General features: G+C 63.0%; 15 protein-coding genes and 1 pseudogene. 7 read left to right on the top strand and 9 right to left on the bottom strand.

The window, feature by feature from the left end; translation table 11 throughout:
• From ACT3UE_RS13585 to ACT3UE_RS13575, 3 genes and pseudogenes are all read left to right on the top strand, one after another.
• Window positions 1-379, top strand: a pseudogene (locus ACT3UE_RS13585) (cytochrome ubiquinol oxidase subunit I); the annotation flags it as partial.
• A gap of 2 nt (window positions 380-381) precedes the next feature.
• Entirely contained in the window at window positions 382-783 is a 402-nt protein-coding gene (locus ACT3UE_RS13580) for a cytochrome c oxidase subunit 4 (protein ID WP_444554650.1), read from the top strand.
• A 141-nt stretch (window positions 784-924) separates the two neighbouring features.
• Window positions 925-1,698 carry a GntR family transcriptional regulator gene (locus tag ACT3UE_RS13575; protein WP_444554651.1) on the top strand — a complete coding sequence of 258 codons (774 nt, stop codon included), beginning with the start codon at window positions 925-927 and terminating at the stop codon, window positions 1,696-1,698.
• A gap of 408 nt (window positions 1,699-2,106) precedes the next feature.
• On the opposite strand, the gene qcrB is transcribed toward ACT3UE_RS13575, so the two are convergent.
• The 4 genes from qcrB to ctaE all read right to left on the bottom strand — a co-directional run bounded on the left by qcrB (window position 2,107) and on the right by ctaE (window position 6,377).
• Window positions 2,107-3,774 carry a cytochrome bc1 complex cytochrome b subunit gene (gene qcrB / locus ACT3UE_RS13570; protein ID WP_444554652.1) on the bottom strand — a complete coding sequence of 556 codons (1,668 nt, stop codon included), beginning with the start codon at window positions 3,772-3,774 and terminating at the stop codon, window positions 2,107-2,109.
• Window positions 3,775-3,776: 2 nt separating this feature from the next.
• Window positions 3,777-4,820, bottom strand: a complete 1,044-nt coding sequence (gene qcrA, locus ACT3UE_RS13565) for a cytochrome bc1 complex Rieske iron-sulfur subunit (protein ID WP_444554653.1) — start codon at window positions 4,818-4,820, stop codon at window positions 3,777-3,779.
• 73 nt (window positions 4,821-4,893) lie between these two features.
• Complete coding sequence (gene qcrC / locus ACT3UE_RS13560) at window positions 4,894-5,682, bottom strand: cytochrome bc1 complex diheme cytochrome c subunit (RefSeq protein WP_444554654.1); 789 nt, start codon at window positions 5,680-5,682, stop codon at window positions 4,894-4,896.
• 56 nt (window positions 5,683-5,738) lie between these two features.
• The gene (ctaE, locus tag ACT3UE_RS13555; protein WP_444554655.1) at window positions 5,739-6,377 is read right to left on the bottom strand and encodes an aa3-type cytochrome oxidase subunit III; all 639 of its coding nucleotides are present in this window, start codon (window positions 6,375-6,377) and stop codon (window positions 5,739-5,741) included.
• 192 nt (window positions 6,378-6,569) lie between these two features.
• Here ctaE and trpD point away from each other — a divergent pair, with 192 nt between their 5' ends.
• The gene (gene trpD / locus ACT3UE_RS13550; RefSeq protein ID WP_444554656.1) at window positions 6,570-7,586 is read left to right on the top strand and encodes an anthranilate phosphoribosyltransferase; all 1,017 of its coding nucleotides are present in this window, start codon (window positions 6,570-6,572) and stop codon (window positions 7,584-7,586) included.
• A gap of 65 nt (window positions 7,587-7,651) precedes the next feature.
• On the opposite strand, the gene ACT3UE_RS13545 is transcribed toward trpD, so the two are convergent.
• Both ACT3UE_RS13545 and ACT3UE_RS13540 read right to left on the bottom strand, forming a co-directional pair.
• Window positions 7,652-7,930 (bottom strand): Lrp/AsnC family transcriptional regulator, encoded by a 279-nt coding sequence (locus ACT3UE_RS13545; RefSeq protein WP_444554657.1) that lies wholly within the window; start codon window positions 7,928-7,930, stop codon window positions 7,652-7,654.
• A gap of 59 nt (window positions 7,931-7,989) precedes the next feature.
• The gene (locus ACT3UE_RS13540) at window positions 7,990-8,379 is read right to left on the bottom strand and encodes a DUF3054 domain-containing protein (protein WP_444554658.1); all 390 of its coding nucleotides are present in this window, start codon (window positions 8,377-8,379) and stop codon (window positions 7,990-7,992) included.
• A gap of 92 nt (window positions 8,380-8,471) precedes the next feature.
• Here ACT3UE_RS13540 and ACT3UE_RS13535 point away from each other — a divergent pair, with 92 nt between their 5' ends.
• Both ACT3UE_RS13535 and ACT3UE_RS13530 read left to right on the top strand, forming a co-directional pair.
• Window positions 8,472-9,071, top strand: coding sequence for a hypothetical protein (locus tag ACT3UE_RS13535; RefSeq protein ID WP_444554659.1), 600 nt, complete (start codon window positions 8,472-8,474; stop codon window positions 9,069-9,071).
• A 3-nt stretch (window positions 9,072-9,074) separates the two neighbouring features.
• Window positions 9,075-9,671 carry a hypothetical protein gene (locus tag ACT3UE_RS13530; RefSeq protein WP_444554660.1) on the top strand — a complete coding sequence of 199 codons (597 nt, stop codon included), beginning with the start codon at window positions 9,075-9,077 and terminating at the stop codon, window positions 9,669-9,671.
• Here the strand turns inward: ACT3UE_RS13530 and ACT3UE_RS13525 are convergent.
• Window positions 9,664-10,014 carry an SdpI family protein gene (locus ACT3UE_RS13525; protein ID WP_444554661.1) on the bottom strand — a complete coding sequence of 117 codons (351 nt, stop codon included), beginning with the start codon at window positions 10,012-10,014 and terminating at the stop codon, window positions 9,664-9,666. The two genes, ACT3UE_RS13530 and ACT3UE_RS13525, sit on opposite strands and share 8 nt — an antisense overlap.
• A 164-nt stretch (window positions 10,015-10,178) precedes the next feature.
• On the opposite strand from ACT3UE_RS13525, the gene ACT3UE_RS13520 reads away from it, so the two are divergent.
• Window positions 10,179-10,532, top strand: coding sequence for a VOC family protein (locus ACT3UE_RS13520; protein WP_444554662.1), 354 nt, complete (start codon window positions 10,179-10,181; stop codon window positions 10,530-10,532).
• A gap of 169 nt (window positions 10,533-10,701) precedes the next feature.
• On the opposite strand, the gene ACT3UE_RS13515 is transcribed toward ACT3UE_RS13520, so the two are convergent.
• Both ACT3UE_RS13515 and ACT3UE_RS13510 read right to left on the bottom strand, forming a co-directional pair.
• A complete protein-coding gene (locus ACT3UE_RS13515) occupies window positions 10,702-11,946 on the bottom strand; it encodes an NAD(P)/FAD-dependent oxidoreductase (protein WP_444554663.1) in 1,245 nt (414 codons plus the stop codon).
• Window positions 11,947-12,131: 185 nt separating this feature from the next.
• Complete coding sequence (locus tag ACT3UE_RS13510; protein ID WP_444566876.1) at window positions 12,132-12,635, bottom strand: DUF302 domain-containing protein; 504 nt, start codon at window positions 12,633-12,635, stop codon at window positions 12,132-12,134.
• Window positions 12,636-14,642: the final 2,007 nt, after the last annotated feature.

Genomic DNA, 14,642 nt, shown 5'->3' with positions numbered 1-14,642 from the left:
GATCCAGCACTGGCTCGGTGTGATCGGCATGCCGCGCCGGTATGCGGACTATCTGCCCGAGGACGGCTTCACGACCATGAACCAGTTCTCCACGGTGTTCGCCTTCATCCTGGGCCTGTCGATGATCCCGTTCTTCTGGAACGTCTGGATCACCGCCCGGTCGGCCAAGCGCGTCGAGGTCGATGATCCATGGGGCTTCGGTGCTTCGCTGGAATGGGCGACCTCCTGCCCGCCGCCGCGGCACAACTTCCACTCGATCCCGCGGATCCGCTCCGAACGTCCTGCCCTGGACCTGCACCATCCGGAGCTTTCGGCCCGGGTGACGCCCACGGCCATGGCAGCCTCGGTGTTCGGCCCCGCAGACCAGAAGGACGTGTAGCCATGAAAGTTGAAACCGGACTCTTCCTCGTCCTGTTCCTGTTCTTCGTCCCGGTGATGGTCTTCTACGGCATCATGACCGATTGGAATGAATGGGTCGGCATCCTGGCCCTGGGACTGTGCGCAGGACTCGGCCTGATGGTCGGCTTCTACCTGTACTCGACCGCCAAGCGCGTCGGAGACCGGCCCGAGGATCGCGTCGACGGCGAAATCCACGAGAACGCCGGTGTCATCGGAACCTTTGCTCCGTGGAGCTGGTGGCCGCTCGTCCTGGGCACCGCCGCCGCCACCGGATTCCTCGGCATCGCCGTTGGGTTCTGGGTCACCTACATCGGCGCAGGCCTGTGTGTGATCGCGCTGGTCGGCTGGGTCTACGAATTCAGCCGCGGAGACCACGCCCACTAGGCAACGGTCCAACGTCATCAGGGGCGGTTCCTTCCTCCAGGAGGGAACCGCCCTTTTTGTGCGCCCACGGCCCCGCAGGGTCCTGCGGCGGCAACGGTAGGATGGTCACCAAGAAGCACATTGATGAATGGTGGGTACCGCATGTCGCATAGACCGCCCGTTCCGGTTGCCGGAACCCTGGATGCCTCATCGCCGCTGAAGAAGCATGAGCAGGTGAAACAAATCCTGCGCCACCATGCCACGGCGGTCTGCGACCCGGGCCGGGCCATTCCTTCCGAGCGCGAGCTGACCGAACAGTTCGGGGTCGCCAGGATGACCATCAGGAATGCCATCGACGCACTGGTCGACGACGGCGTGCTCGAACGCATCGTCGGTGTCGGGACGTTCGCCGCCTTCCCGAAGGTCGATCTCCAAGTTAAGCTGACCTCCTACAGCGAGGAGATGGTCCGCCGCGGGATGGTCCCCACGGGGAGGGTCCTCCGTTTCGACGAGGTCCCCGCCACCGGTCAACTGGCCCGCGAAATGGAATTGGATGACGGTACCCCCGTGGTCCGTCTGCGTCGCCTGCTGTTGGCCGACGGCCTGCCCATGAACTTGGACGAGAACTACCTGCCCTCCCACCGGGTTCCGGGGTTCCTTGATGATCCGGCACCCAGACAGCTTTACGCCTCATTGAACGAGAGGTACGGGCTGGTCATGCAGTGGGGCGAGGACCAGGTCGAGGCGACGGCGGCGACCCATCACGACGCAAAGCATCTGGGGGTCGATGCGGGCACCCCGCTGTTGAAGATCCAACGCCATGCCTACGTCAAACGCGAGCTCGTGGACTATTCCGTCTCGCTCTACCGCGCGGACCGCTATAAGCTCTTCGTGCCGCTCCAGAGGCCCGGGACACGCCAGCCCCGCTCCCTCTGACGCACTGACCGGCCCCGGGCCCACAGGAGCCCCCTGGGACCGTGGGGGACACGGTACGGTGACGGCGCCCCTTCGGAACCGGCGGCATCCGATGCACCGGGCCGTCGTCACGACCGCACGGGCTCCCGCCCGGCCGGCTTGATCCGTGGACTGCTAGCAGGGGTAGTGCCGCCTTCATCCCTCCCCGGGGCGTCCGGAAGCGATCGCGCGGCACCCCAACATCCCCGCCGCCATCGGGGCTGACCTCGCCCCCGACCGGCTATGCACCCGGTACAGAGCGGAACCCCGTTCTTCGATTCAGTGCCAGGGATCCACGGGGACGAGGCGTTCGGCACGGGAGGTGGATGCAACACAAGGGACCCCGACCTCAATGGTCGGGGTCCCTCGTGGTGCCGAAGCCGCTAGTGTCTAGCGATCGATCGATGCGTCTTCCGACGACTCCTCGATGGCCGGGGCGTGGTGGCCATGGGCGGCCTCCAGCTCGGACGGGGTCACCGGTGCGACACGATCTTCGAAGAAGAACTTCGAGACTGCACCACGCGCCTTCTCACCGCGGCTGACATGACCCGTGCTGTCGGCTTCCGCCGGCATGACCTCGTGGGATTCGAAGGCAACCAGTTTATAGCGCTTGTAGACGTCCAGCTCGGCGTGCTGCTCCGAGAAGCCGCCCTCGGGCGACATCTGGATGACGCCGGCCTCACGGCCGTGCAGCACGATCTCGCGGTCCTTGCGCTGCAACGCCAGGGCGATGCGGCGGGCCACGATGAAGCCGAGGATCGGTCCCAGGAAGAACAGCACCCGCAGCCAGTACGTCACGTCGTTCAGTGACACGTGGAAGTGCGTGGCGATGAGGTCCGAGGAGGCCGCGCACCACATCACGCAGTACCAGATGACGCCGGCCACGCCGACACCGGTGCGGAACGGGGCGTTGCGCGGACGGTCCAGCAGGTGGTGTTCGCGGTCGTCCTTGGTGACCCATCGTTCGATCCACGGCCACGCGAACATGGCGCCGATGAGGATTGCTGCAGGAATCATCGGGATCAGCACGTTCAGGATGAGGTTGTTTCCGCCCCACGGGAACGGGATGATCCATTCCAAGCTGAAGTTGCCCAGATAACCAGGCATCAAACGCAGGGCGCCATCAACCCAACCGATGTACCAGTCGGGCTGGGTACCGGCCGAGACGGGGGAGGGGTCGTAGGGTCCGTAGTTCCAGATCGGGTTGATCTGGAAGAAGCCCGAGATCAGCGCAACGATGCCGAAGACGATGAAGAAGAACCCACCGGCCTTCGCGGCGTAGACCGGGCCAACCGGGAATCCGACGACGTTGTCGTTGGTCCGGCCGGGGCCGCGGTACTGCGTGTGCTTGTGCACGACGACCATGAACAGGTGGATGCCGATCATCAACAGGATCAACGCGGGAACCAACATGATGTGCATCATGTACAGGCGCCCGATGATCGCTGTTCCGGGGAATTCCCCGCCGAACAGGAAGGCCGAGATGAAGGTACCAACGACCGGCAGTGCCTTGATGACACCGTCGATGATGCGCAGGCCGTTGCCCGAGAGCAGGTCGTCCGGCAGCGAGTAGCCGGTGAAACCGGCTGCCATCGCGAGGATCAGCAAGGTGCCTCCGACGACCCAGTTCAGCTCGCGCGGCTTGCGGAAGGCACCGGTGAAGAACACCCGGAGCATGTGCACCGATACGGCTGCCACGAACAGCAGCGCGGACCAGTGGTGGACCTGGCGCATGAACAGCCCGCCACGAACGTCGAAGGAGATATCCATCGTCGAAGCCATGGCCACCGACATGTGGACGCCCTTGAGCGGGTTGTAGCTGCCTTCGTAGACGGTGTGGGCCATCGAGGGATCGAAGAAGAACGTCAGGAACGTTCCGGAGATCAGCAGGATGACGAAGGTGTACAACGCCACCTCGCCGAACATGAACGACCAGTGGTCGGGGAAGATCTTCCGACCGAATTCCTTGACCATGGCCGAACCGCCGACACGGGTGTCAACGAAGTTCGCAATCTTGCCGGTCGAGGTCTTGGGACGGTACTCAGTAGTTGAGGACATGATTAGCCACGCTCCCAGTAGCTCGGACCGACGGGCTCATGGAAGTCGCTCTGGGCGACCAGGTAGCCCTCCGAATCGACAGTAATCGGAAGTTGCGGAAGTGCGTGACCGGCCGGACCGAAAATGACCTTGCATTCCTGCGTGAGGTCGAAGGTGGACTGGTGGCACGGGCACAGCAGGTGGTGCGTCTGCTGCTCATACAGGGCAACGGGGCAACCCACGTGGGTGCAGATCTTGGAGTAGGCCACGATGCCGTCGTGGTGCCAGGTCTCGCGCTCCGGGGAGATTTCCATCTCCCGCGGATCAAGACGCATGAGCAGGACAACTGCCTTGGCCTTCTCGTTCAGCGGATCCTCGGTGTCGTCTAGACCTTCGGGGATCACGTGGAATGCCGAACCGATCTGGACATCCGAGGCCTTGATCGGGGTGCCCGAGGGGTCCCGGACGAGCTTGGTGTCCTTGTCCCACATCGTGTAACGCAACCGGTCGACGATCTCATTGGCGGTGGCGCCGGTGCGGTCCAGGTCGCGGAACATGAAGATGGCCGGAATCGGAGCCAATGCCACGGCGGCGATCAGCGAGTTGCGGATCAGCGGACGGCGCTTGATGCCCGTCTCGTCGAGGATGTCGCCGATCATGGCTTCCGCTTCCTGGCGTTCAGCCTCGGGGCGGATCTCATGGCGCATTTCGGTGATTTCGTGGTCCGGCATCAGGGTCTTGGCCCAGTGCACGATCCCCACGCCGATGCCCATCATCGCGAATGCGGTGCCCAGACCCAGCAGGGTGTTCTGCAGCCGGATGCCGCTGAATGTACTCGTGCGTCCCACGACGAAGTAGGCGACGAAAAACAGTGCGGTGCCCAGGATGGACACCACGAACAGCAGGGTTACCTGGCGTTCAGCCCGTTTAGCGGCGCGCGGGTCAACGTCGGCGAGACGCGGCCGATGCGGGGGCAGGCCCGGGTCCTGGAAACTTTCCACGGAGCCCTGACCGGCCTTAGCAACGGTGCCCGGATCGTTCGGACTGCCGTGACTATGGTCGCCCATGTTCTCTCTCATCCTTTTCTCAAAATTCCTTGGTACGAAGTGTGGTGTGCGGGCCCTGGCCCGCAGCGCCGGATCAGGACGGCCGGGAGGTCAGCCAGATCGTGAAGGCGATGACGATGGCCAGGCCGCCGGTCCAGATGAGGAGGCCTTCGGAGACCGGGCCGAGGGAGCCGAGGCTGGCACCGCCGGCGGAGCCCTGTGCATCGATTTCCTGGAGGAACGTGATGACGTCACGCTTTTCCTCGGGGGTGATGTTCGAGTCGTTGAAGACAGGCATGTTCTGCGGGCCGGTCGCCATGGCCTCGTAGATGTGCTTGCTGCTGACATCGGAGATCCCGGGAGCGAACTTGCCACGGGTCAGTGCGCCGCCGGCGGCACCGGCGTTGTGGCACATGGCACAGTTGACGCGGAAGACCGTGCCACCAGCGGCCGAGTTGCCCTCGGTCGTGTCGACTGCCTCGTCGTCCGGCACTGCGGGACCGGCGCCGAGGGATGCGACGTACGCTGCGAGCTTCTGTGTTTCCTCGTCGCCGAACTGCTTCGGCTTGGCCTGGGCCTGGGGCCCCTGCATCTGCATTGGCATGCGTCCGGTGCCAACCTGGAAGTCGACGGCTGCGGCGCCGACACCTACAAGCGAGGGGCCATCGGTCGTGCCTTCGGCATTCATGCCGTGGCAGGTGGCGCAGTTGGCGACGAAGAGCTTATTGCCTTCATCGACGTCACTGGCGCTATAGGTCGTAGCGGCCTTGGCCTCATTGACGCTGCCCGCCGCGGCGTACAGGCCGCCGGTGATGAGCAGGCCCATCAAAAGCAGCGCTACGGCGGCGAGCGGATGGCGGCGCCTTTGCGAAAGAGCCTTCACTTGCTGGTTCCTCACTTGATTTGGTTGGTGATGCTTGGGTGCCTGGGAGGCCGGTGCTACTTCAGGAAGTAGATGATCGCGAACAGAGCAATCCACACAACGTCGACGAAGTGCCAGTAGTACGACACGACGATGGCGGAAGTTGCCTCGAAGTGACCAAACTTCTTGGCCACGTACGCTCGCCCGATGATCAGGACGAAGGCGATCAGTCCGCCGGCCACGTGCAGGCCGTGGAAGCCTGTCGTGATGTAGAAGGCGGAGCCATAGGCGTTGGAGCTCAGTGACACGCCATGGTGGACCAGCTCGGTGTATTCAAACGCCTGCACCGAGACGAAGATCGCCCCGAGGATGAAGGTGAGGATGAACCACTCGACCATTCCCCACTTGCGGAAGTTCAGCAGGCCGCCGAGGCGACGCGGCTGGAGATCCTCGGCGCGGAAGACACCGAGCTGGCAAGAGAAGGAACTGGAAACCAGGATGAGCGTGTTGATAAGTGCGAACGGGACGTTCAGCTTGGAGGTCTCGTTCGCCCACAACTCCGGCGAGGCAGCACGGAGTGTGAAGTACATGGCGAATAGCGCGGCGAAGAACATCAGCTCGCTGGAAAGCCAGACGACGGTTCCGACCGACACCATGTTGGGACGGTTAGGCGCAGGGTGCGCCTGGGCATTGAGGTTATGAGTCGCAGTTGTCACAGAGCCATTATGGCTACAAAAGTGCTCCTGACACCAATGCATTCGAGGCCGAGTCGCTTCTTTTTGGCCGGGTCAGGCCTAAGTTCCGCGGAATATCAAGGGAGAAACAATTCCGCACTTTCTACAAAACGTAGATAACCTAGGTGCGTGTCAACGATTTCTACGCCATCAGAGTTCCCGAATTGGCCAACTATGCTCACCTCCCTCATCCGCGGAGACGATCTTTCGACCGCGGATGCGACGTGGGCGATGGGTGAGATCATGGGCGGAAATGCCTCCGACATCCATATCGCTGGTTTTCTGGTTGCTCTTCGAGCCAAGGGTGAATCGGTGGAGGAGCTGGCAGGACTCGTCGAAGGCATGATCGCCAATGCCCGGCCGCTGGAAATTCCGGGCGAGAAGCTCGATATCGTCGGCACCGGTGGCGATCGTCACAACACCGTGAACATCTCCACGATGGCCGCGTTGGTGTGCGCGGGGGCCGGGGCGCGGTTGGTCAAGCACGGAAACCGAGCCGCTTCCTCTTCCTCCGGTTCCGCCGATGTCCTCGAGGCCCTCGGGGTTCGGTTGAACGCCCCGGCCGAACGGTTGGGCACGATCCTCGATGAAGCCGGCATCACCTTCTGCTTCGCCCAGATGTTCCATCCCTCGATGCGCTTTGCCGCAGCGGCCCGCTCGGGGTTGGGGGTCGCGACGGCGTTCAACTTCATGGGCCCGTTGACGAATCCTTCACGTCCTACCGCGTCTGCGATCGGCTGCGCCGATGAACGCATGGCCCCGCTGATGGCGGGCGTCCTGGCTTCCCGGGGCTCCCGGGCCCTGGTCTTCAGGGGCGATGACGGTCTGGATGAGATGACCACGACCACGGCGAACCACGTCTGGGAGGTCCGTGACGGCTCGGTGGCTGCCTCGGTCCTGGATGCCAGGGATCTCGGCCTGGAACGGGCCACGCTGCACGATCTGCGCGGCGGGGATGCCCGACACAACGCCGCCGTCGTCCACGAAGTCCTCGACGGTGCCAGGGGGCCGGTCCGCGACGCGGTGGTCCTGAATGCGGCGGCCGGCCTGGTCGCCTTCGACCTTTTGGCCACAGGCAGTCTGACAGAGCGTCTGGAGGCCGCTGCCAGGCGCGCGGAGGAGGCCATCGACTCCGGTGCCGCTCATCAGGTTCTCAGCCGCTGGATCGCCTCCACGGCCGTCGGGGGGTAGTCGCGGAAGAACCCGGTGCGACCGACGCCGCACCGGGTCCCGCTTGGGGGATCGACCCCCGTGGTCTATTCGAGCCCGAGCGAGAACGCCGCGTCGAGGTCGTGTTGGGAATATGACCTGAAGGCAATATGCGTGGTGGTTTCGACGACGCCGTCGACCTTGGAGAGCCTGTTGGCGATGACCTCAGCCAGATCCTCGTGGTTGCGGACCCGGGCAATGGCAATCAAATCCGAGTCACCGGCCACGGAATAGACTTCACTGATCCCCTCCAGTTCGGAGATTTCCTGCGCGCATTCCGGGATGCGGTCCGCTGCGGTCTGGATCATGACAAACGCGGTGATCATCTCGTGTCCCTCCACCTTCCGGTACCGGCGGCGTCCGGTACTTGTTTCGTGCTTCGACCCTAGTTCACAGCACCAGCGGAGTGCACCTTGCGACGGACCAAAAGACCCGAAACCAGTCTGCGGCCGAGGAGGAACGCCCCGAGCACGACGGTTGCCACGATGATGAACGGCACCGCGGCGGTTGCCCCGAAGAGTATCCGGAGTATCAGCCCCAATGCGACGGTTCCCACCCAGGTGATCACCCCATGCGGCCAGATCCGATGAGGCTCCCGCCAGAGAGCGGTGATGCCTGAAAAGACCAGCAAGGAAATCAGGAACGGGCCGGCCGTCCCGAGGATTCCGGCGAGGTCCAACCCCTCGGCATGCGAGCGACGGCCCAGCACGGCGAAGATGATCACCAGCAGCAGATCGATGACGAGTAGTGGAATCCATTGTCGAACATTGCGCATGGCTGACAGTCTATCGAGATCAAAAGCCGCCGACTTCTTCAGACAAGCCATCAGTCTTGTATATGTAACTACAAAGCTTTATCCTTGTTGGCATGATCGTCTTGACCATCGACCAACGGGATTCACGACACAACCCCGACCGGGTCGAAGTTCTGGTGGCCCGGTTGAATGCCGACTTCCCGGTGCTCCGAGCCTTCGAGCGTACCGCGGGGGACGAGCTGCAGGGCGTCATGGATGACGGCGTAGCAGCCGTGCGCCTACTCCTGGAGGTGGCCCGGAGCGCTCGGTGGAGCGTGGGCCTGGGGGTGGGGAGCGTGAAATCCCCGCTACCCCAACAGACGCGCGCCGGCTCCGGCGAGGCCTTTGAAGCAGCCCGCGACGCCGTCGAACGCGCCAAGCACGCCCCGGCCTCCGTTGCGGTCTCGGGGCGCGGGGGAGAGGCGGAACGCCTCGAAGCCGAACTCCAGCTGGTCGCCGAGGTCAATGGCCGACGCACCGAAGCCTCCTGGGCTGCGGGCCTGCTCATCGACCAGGGCCTCTCGCAGCATGAAGCCGCCCTTCGCCTGGGGATCACCCAGCAAGCGGTTTCCAGCCGTCTCGCCACCGGACTATGGCTCCCGTGCCGCCAACTGGCCGAGCAGGCCGGGGTGGCCCTGGCCCGGTACAACACACAATTCGGGGAAGGGGAGTAGCGGATGCCTGTTTTGGTCTTGTTGATCCTGGCCGGAGCGTGTGGGCTCCCGCAGTATTTCCGTCGTCTTCGCGGAAGCACGAACCGCTGGCTCTACCTCACGGCGTCGGTCCAGCTGGCCCTGTTGGCCGCGGCGGCCCTCCTGGCCGCGGCAGGCACGGGTGGCATCGCGTGGGGAGCGGCCGCCTCGTTCGCCGTCGTCGCGGCAGCCGTCGGCGGGGGACCGGTGACCATGAGCATCCTGCGCCTGTCGGAACGCTCCGTCGCTGCCGATCTGCGCGCTGAAGGAACCCGGGCTTCGGGGGACCGCTCGTATTTGCCACCTCCGCCTGAGGCCTCCGCCACCGGTCCGGCAGATTTCCACGGCGAAGTCGTGCTGCAGGGAGGCGCGTGGATCGGCGTGCTCGAGCGGACGGCGATCTCCGTGACGCTCTGGTGCGGATGGCCGGAGGGTCTGGCGATCGTGCTCGCGGTCAAGGGGCTTGGACGCTATGCCGAACTCGGCAAGGACGGCGCCGCCGAACGGTTCATCCTGGGCACCTTTGCCAGTGTTCTGTGGGCCTGCGCCTGCACGGGCATCGCCGTGCTCGCCACTAGCTAGGGCTGTTCACCGCATTGGCAGCCCGAACACCGAGCACCGCACCAACGATGACGAAGACGACCATCGCCGCATAAGCGCCCAGGACGGTCCACTCCGGCATGCTTGCGCCCGGGATCAGGATGAGGATTCCGGTAAGGAAGGGGACCAGCCCGGCCAGCATCAGCCATGGGCCGGCGACAACATGGGTTTCTTCCCAGGCGTCGTCGGAGGCCCTCGTGGCCGGCAACCGGATCCCGATCATCGCGCTGGCCGGTAGCCGGCGGGCGCGCCCGAGCCCACCCAGCACGGCGATGAGCATGCCGATCACCGCCATGATGATTCCGGTCGCGATGGCATCTTCCATTATTTCCCCCCGAGGGTCGGTGTGGTCCCGGCCGTGGGGCCGAGGACCGTGAAAGCGTACACCCAGCGGAGAACCGGCTGAGGAAGAAGAGGTAGGCCGACGCCCCTCGACAGGGGCCGGCCTTCGGTGGAGGATCGACGGTAACGATCCACGTGGAGGTTCCCATGCATTCGCTCAAGATCACCCCCAATGTGCCGGTGGAGGACATAGAGGCCGCGAAGGCGTTCTACACCGGATTCCTGGGTCTGGCCGATGAGGAATTCAATCTGGGTTGGGTGGCCCGGTTTACCTCACCGCTGAGTGGAGCCAATGTTCAACTCGTCACCCGGGACGAGACCTCCCCGGTCGATTCAAAGATGTCGATCCACACGGACGACGTCGACGCGGCCTACTCGGAGGCCCTGGAACTGGGGTACGACATCGTGCATCCCTTGAACACCGAGTCCTGGGGAGTCCGCAGATTCCTGGTCCGTGCGCCCGACGGCACCGTCGTCAACATCGTGCAACACCGCCCCTGACGCTCTGCGACAACCTGATGGCGCCGTCGCCAGCAGTGCCCCCGCCGAAGAATCATCCCCCCGTCTTCGACCGGGCTCCGCGTGGAACCGGCCTGAGCCGCTGAACCCCACTGACTTGTTCCCCCGGAACCGGGCGGCGCGCCGGCCCCGGGTCATGGGCGGAAAATACCTAGGGTCGGGACGCCTGCACCAATTGCGTCAGAGGCACTGCTGGATTGGCTAGTTCAGCTGGATCCACCCGGGCTTGGGAACGAATCAACTCCTGGACCGGTTCGATGCCCTCATCCCACGCGTTGACATGCAGACCAGCGACAACCACGTCGTCAACAAGCCAGAAAGCGTGGAACCGATCGGCAGCAAGATCCCCGCGGATCACCGGATCATCGGCCCTCCTGGCATCCACTCGTCCGGCGTACTCCAAGGCAAGGTCGTACTGGTCGGTGAAGAAGAAGGGTGCCGGGTCGAAATCGGAGGACTGTCCGAGCATTGAATGTGCGGCAATTTTTCCCTCCATTAGTGCATTATTCCAGTGCTCGACCCGCATTTGCCGGCCATAGAGGGGGTTGGCCACGCTAGCGATGTCGCCAGCGGCGAAGACATCGGGCGCCTCGGCCTGCATCCGTGAGTCGACACGGATGCCGCCGTCTTCGGCAAGCAACCGCTCCTCGAGAAATCCAGACTCAGGAACGGCCCCGACCCCCACGATCACCACGTCGGCAGGAAATTTTGTGCCGTCGTCGACGACGACGGATTCGACGCTTTCAGCGCCTTCCAGCCCGACCACACGACGCCCCAGTTCGAATTCGACGCCATGGCTTCGATGCACGTCAGCAAAATACCCGCCCAGGAGCGTTCCCATGGATGCCTCGAGCGGGGCTTCGCCCGGACCGATCACGGTGACCCGGCATCCCTTCTGCAGAGCGGCATCGGCAGTTTCCAGTCCGATCCAGCTCGCACCGACGATCACGACGTTCGGCGCGTTGTCCAAGGCGGCACCCAACGCTTCGGAGTCTTCAAGGGTTCTCAGGTAGTGCACACCGGCAAGTTCGGCACCGGGCGCTTTCAATCGTCGGGCACTTGATCCGGTTGCGATCAGGATCTTGTCGTAGTCCAGCGTCGTATCGTCGTCGAGAACCACTTGGTGATCGTCGCTCCGCAGCGCTACAGCTCGAGTCCCGAGACGGACCTCGACCTCTTGTTTGTCGTACCACTGTTGGCCCAGCAATGACTTATGCGAGAGCCATCCTTCATTTTTCAGATAGGACTTCGACAGCGGTGGCCGCTCATAGGGAAGGTGGGATTCGGCGCCGACGAGCACGATCCGCCCGTCAAAGCCTTCTGCACGCAACTTCTGAATAGCAGTCCCGCCGGCTTGCCCGGCACCGACAACGACGAAAGTTTGTCCAGTAGGCATTTCCTGCTCCTTCGAGGGGCGTTTTGGGCCACCATTCGTATGAGCTGACCGGAGAAACGCCCGTCATAGTAGACGAATCTGGAGGTTACCACGCCCCAGAATCCGGGGGTCCGCGGACCAGGACCCTGCACGGACGCTCCGTCATCACGGCCCCTCCGCCCCTCCAGACGGTTTAAGCAACGGCGTTAGCGGGACCCCAGGGCTTCATCGACGATCGCAGTCAGCCCGACGAGCCCCTTGACCTGATTGCTCTCCAACCCATGCCGTTCAGCGAGACGGGCTGGATCGAGGTAGACAACCTCCACCATGCCGGTCGCGTCCTCCCGGACGAGTACTCGGCTGGGCAGGTCCAGGGCCAGGTCCGGCTCTCCGCGCATCAGCGGTGTGCCGACCGCGGGATTGCCGAAGATCACCACGGCGGTCGGGGGGAGCTCCAAATCAACTTCGGCTGCGTTGGCAGCGTGATCAATGACCGCAAACAACGTGGCCCCGTGATGGGCAATCGCAGCGGTCAACAACCTGAGGGTTTCCCCGTGGCCAAATCGGCTGGGGCGAACCACCAACCCTCGCTCTTCAGCATTGCTCATTTCAGCCTCCACCTGCTCAATTGACCGAACAGCCAACACTTCCAGGCGCGGGGAAGCGCAACCGGGCCGCGGCGCGACGACCGTTCGTGGGAATACCTTCATACCATTGCAGCCCGCCGAAGCGGGTTTCTCCAACCGTCAATCACTCTGATGGTTTCGGTGTGGAATATCCGAGTTGCGGCAAAACCACGAATCAGCCTGGAGACCGGCAGTTGGAAGGTCGAATGGATCTCCCCGCGCCGGCGCCCGACACCCGTAGGGAACGCGGTCTTCATCCAGAGTCGGTGCTGGCGGTGGAGTCTTCCCGTCTCACTTGGGGTGGACCACGAATAGCCAGGAAACTATTCGCGTGACTCAACTGACTTCAAACGGGCTTGCTCCAGGTATCTCTCGGCAGTCGAACCAAACCATCAAATCCAACATGCGATCAGGTCACGGACGGCCCACGTTCATCCTCGGTCAGGGCGGCCTACGGGGATCTCGCCACGTCGTCTCCTCGAGCGCTTTCACGGATATGCATACCCGTTGACGTCAGGGCTAGGGCAAGGACTGCAGCCGAGAAATCAGAAGGTCCGAACAAGTCACCAACACAGAGTAATGCCAGAGAGATGCGTCTCGTGCCGGGAGAATGAGCGCATGGAGGAACACTCGCTCGGCGCCAATGCCCCTAACGTCACCGCTGTGTAAACCCGCTGGGCCGAATCCGCTCTCGCTCATCCGGCGGCCGTAAGTACCTGCCCGGAATCCACCGTTGAGCACTTCGGTGATTCCTCTCGCCTCGCCGACGAACCCCTAGGCAAGGTCCTGCACGGGGCAAAACCGGCAACATCGGAGCTCGTTTCCGAGATCAGGGAACACGGCGATGACTTGCCAGGGGTTGGATCCCTTGAGAGCTGGAATAGCGGGCACCGCAGGTATAGGGAACGTGACTGCGTCGCCCGCGACGATGTTTGGATCCGAGCAAGACAGGATAGTGTTCGAACGCTTACGGGTGACGTGGCCTCGTGAATTGACCGACTAGACCACATCCCTGCCAAATAATGACAGGATGCCCGTAGAACGCCACACAAAAGGGGAAGAAATCGTTGTGCGGGCGACGTTGAAGTCCACGGGTAGCCCTTTTGGGCAACGACGGGGGAGCACGAGTAGGTCATACGGCAATTACCATCGACTTGTGTTTAGTTCATTCGCCCGAATCTTCCCCGCAGACCGTCCCGTGGCGAGCGCCTTCACTCTAATAGGGATCTCGTTCCTGGCGAGTCTGGCGCTCGGTCTGGTCGTCGGGCTGTTTGCCGAAGACTTTCGCTCAGCATTCGGATGGACTGTAGCCATCGGGATGATCGCAACAGCTATCACACTGCCTCTCCTCGTGGCCGCGCGCAGGTAAAAGTTCAGGGGCCTTCTGCCACTTTTCACCCGTGAATAGTTGGTGTCCCGCAAGCAGGCAACAGGACCCTGCTGTGACTTATGCAGCCGACTGTCGGACAAGGAATGAACTCAGCACAGATCTCGATGCCCCGATGGGCAGGGTTGGACCCTCGGATGACGAAGCTGTGTGTGCACATCTGTCGTCGCAGGTTTGTGCCGCGAGTCGTCTGATTTCATGATGGCGCCGGAGTCCTACAGAAATCACGAGACCCGTGCCGTCGCGGTAGTCGGGCCAAATGCTCGGGCACGCGCGAATGCTAGGGAAGTGCTGCAAGGTACCTGACGCGGAATGGCTACGAAGAGATTTCCACGGTTCTTGGTGCGACATCCAAGTTCAACGGGAACGACGTCTTCTCAGGGCGTCGACCAGCATGCAGAGAGGTGGCCATTGATGGGCGCAGGGGAGTGTTGTTCCCTGAACGTCAGGGTGCCCGGAATCGGTTCTCGTTCGGTGCGAACATCGGACGCCGTGAGTGCACGTCCCACGCTTCGACTCTAGGCCGACGAAACCTATTGCAGGCCCACCTTGGGCAAGACAGGCGGACAGTTGCCCTAACTGTAGTGAGACAGGACAGCAGGACTGCCTGTTTCACTCGGGTAGGCAAAGGACAGGAAGAACCCCGAGCAAAGCATTACTTGACATAATGTAGATTATCGGCGCTTTATCAAATCGTGAAGGTC

Source organism: Arthrobacter sp. 179 (assembly GCF_052379645.1).
Lineage (GTDB): Bacteria > Actinomycetota > Actinomycetes > Actinomycetales > Micrococcaceae > Arthrobacter_H.
Note: the sequence above shows the minus strand (reverse complement) of the source record. Positions and strands in the feature narration are given on the sequence as shown.

Excerpts from the sequence above, each read along its gene's own strand:
- ACT3UE_RS13580 (WP_444554650.1), top strand. The coding sequence starts at position 382 with ATGAAAGTTGAAACCGGACTCTTCCTCGTCCTGTTCCTGTTCTTCGTC.
- ACT3UE_RS13545 (WP_444554657.1), bottom strand. The coding sequence starts at position 7,930 with ATGATCACCGCGTTTGTCATGATCCAGACCGCAGCGGACCGCATCCCG.
- ACT3UE_RS13575 (WP_444554651.1), top strand. The coding sequence starts at position 925 with ATGTCGCATAGACCGCCCGTTCCGGTTGCCGGAACCCTGGATGCCTCA.
- ACT3UE_RS13515 (WP_444554663.1), bottom strand. The coding sequence starts at position 11,946 with ATGCCTACTGGACAAACTTTCGTCGTTGTCGGTGCCGGGCAAGCCGGC.
- ACT3UE_RS13525 (WP_444554661.1), bottom strand. The coding sequence starts at position 10,014 with ATGGAAGATGCCATCGCGACCGGAATCATCATGGCGGTGATCGGCATG.
- ACT3UE_RS13520 (WP_444554662.1), top strand. The coding sequence starts at position 10,179 with ATGCATTCGCTCAAGATCACCCCCAATGTGCCGGTGGAGGACATAGAG.
- qcrB (WP_444554652.1), bottom strand. The coding sequence starts at position 3,774 with ATGTCCTCAACTACTGAGTACCGTCCCAAGACCTCGACCGGCAAGATT.
- ACT3UE_RS13540 (WP_444554658.1), bottom strand. The coding sequence starts at position 8,379 with ATGCGCAATGTTCGACAATGGATTCCACTACTCGTCATCGATCTGCTG.
- trpD (WP_444554656.1), top strand. The coding sequence starts at position 6,570 with ATGCTCACCTCCCTCATCCGCGGAGACGATCTTTCGACCGCGGATGCG.
- ACT3UE_RS13530 (WP_444554660.1), top strand. The coding sequence starts at position 9,075 with ATGCCTGTTTTGGTCTTGTTGATCCTGGCCGGAGCGTGTGGGCTCCCG.
- ACT3UE_RS13510 (WP_444566876.1), bottom strand. The coding sequence starts at position 12,635 with ATGAAGGTATTCCCACGAACGGTCGTCGCGCCGCGGCCCGGTTGCGCT.
- ACT3UE_RS13535 (WP_444554659.1), top strand. The coding sequence starts at position 8,472 with ATGATCGTCTTGACCATCGACCAACGGGATTCACGACACAACCCCGAC.
- qcrA (WP_444554653.1), bottom strand. The coding sequence starts at position 4,820 with ATGGGCGACCATAGTCACGGCAGTCCGAACGATCCGGGCACCGTTGCT.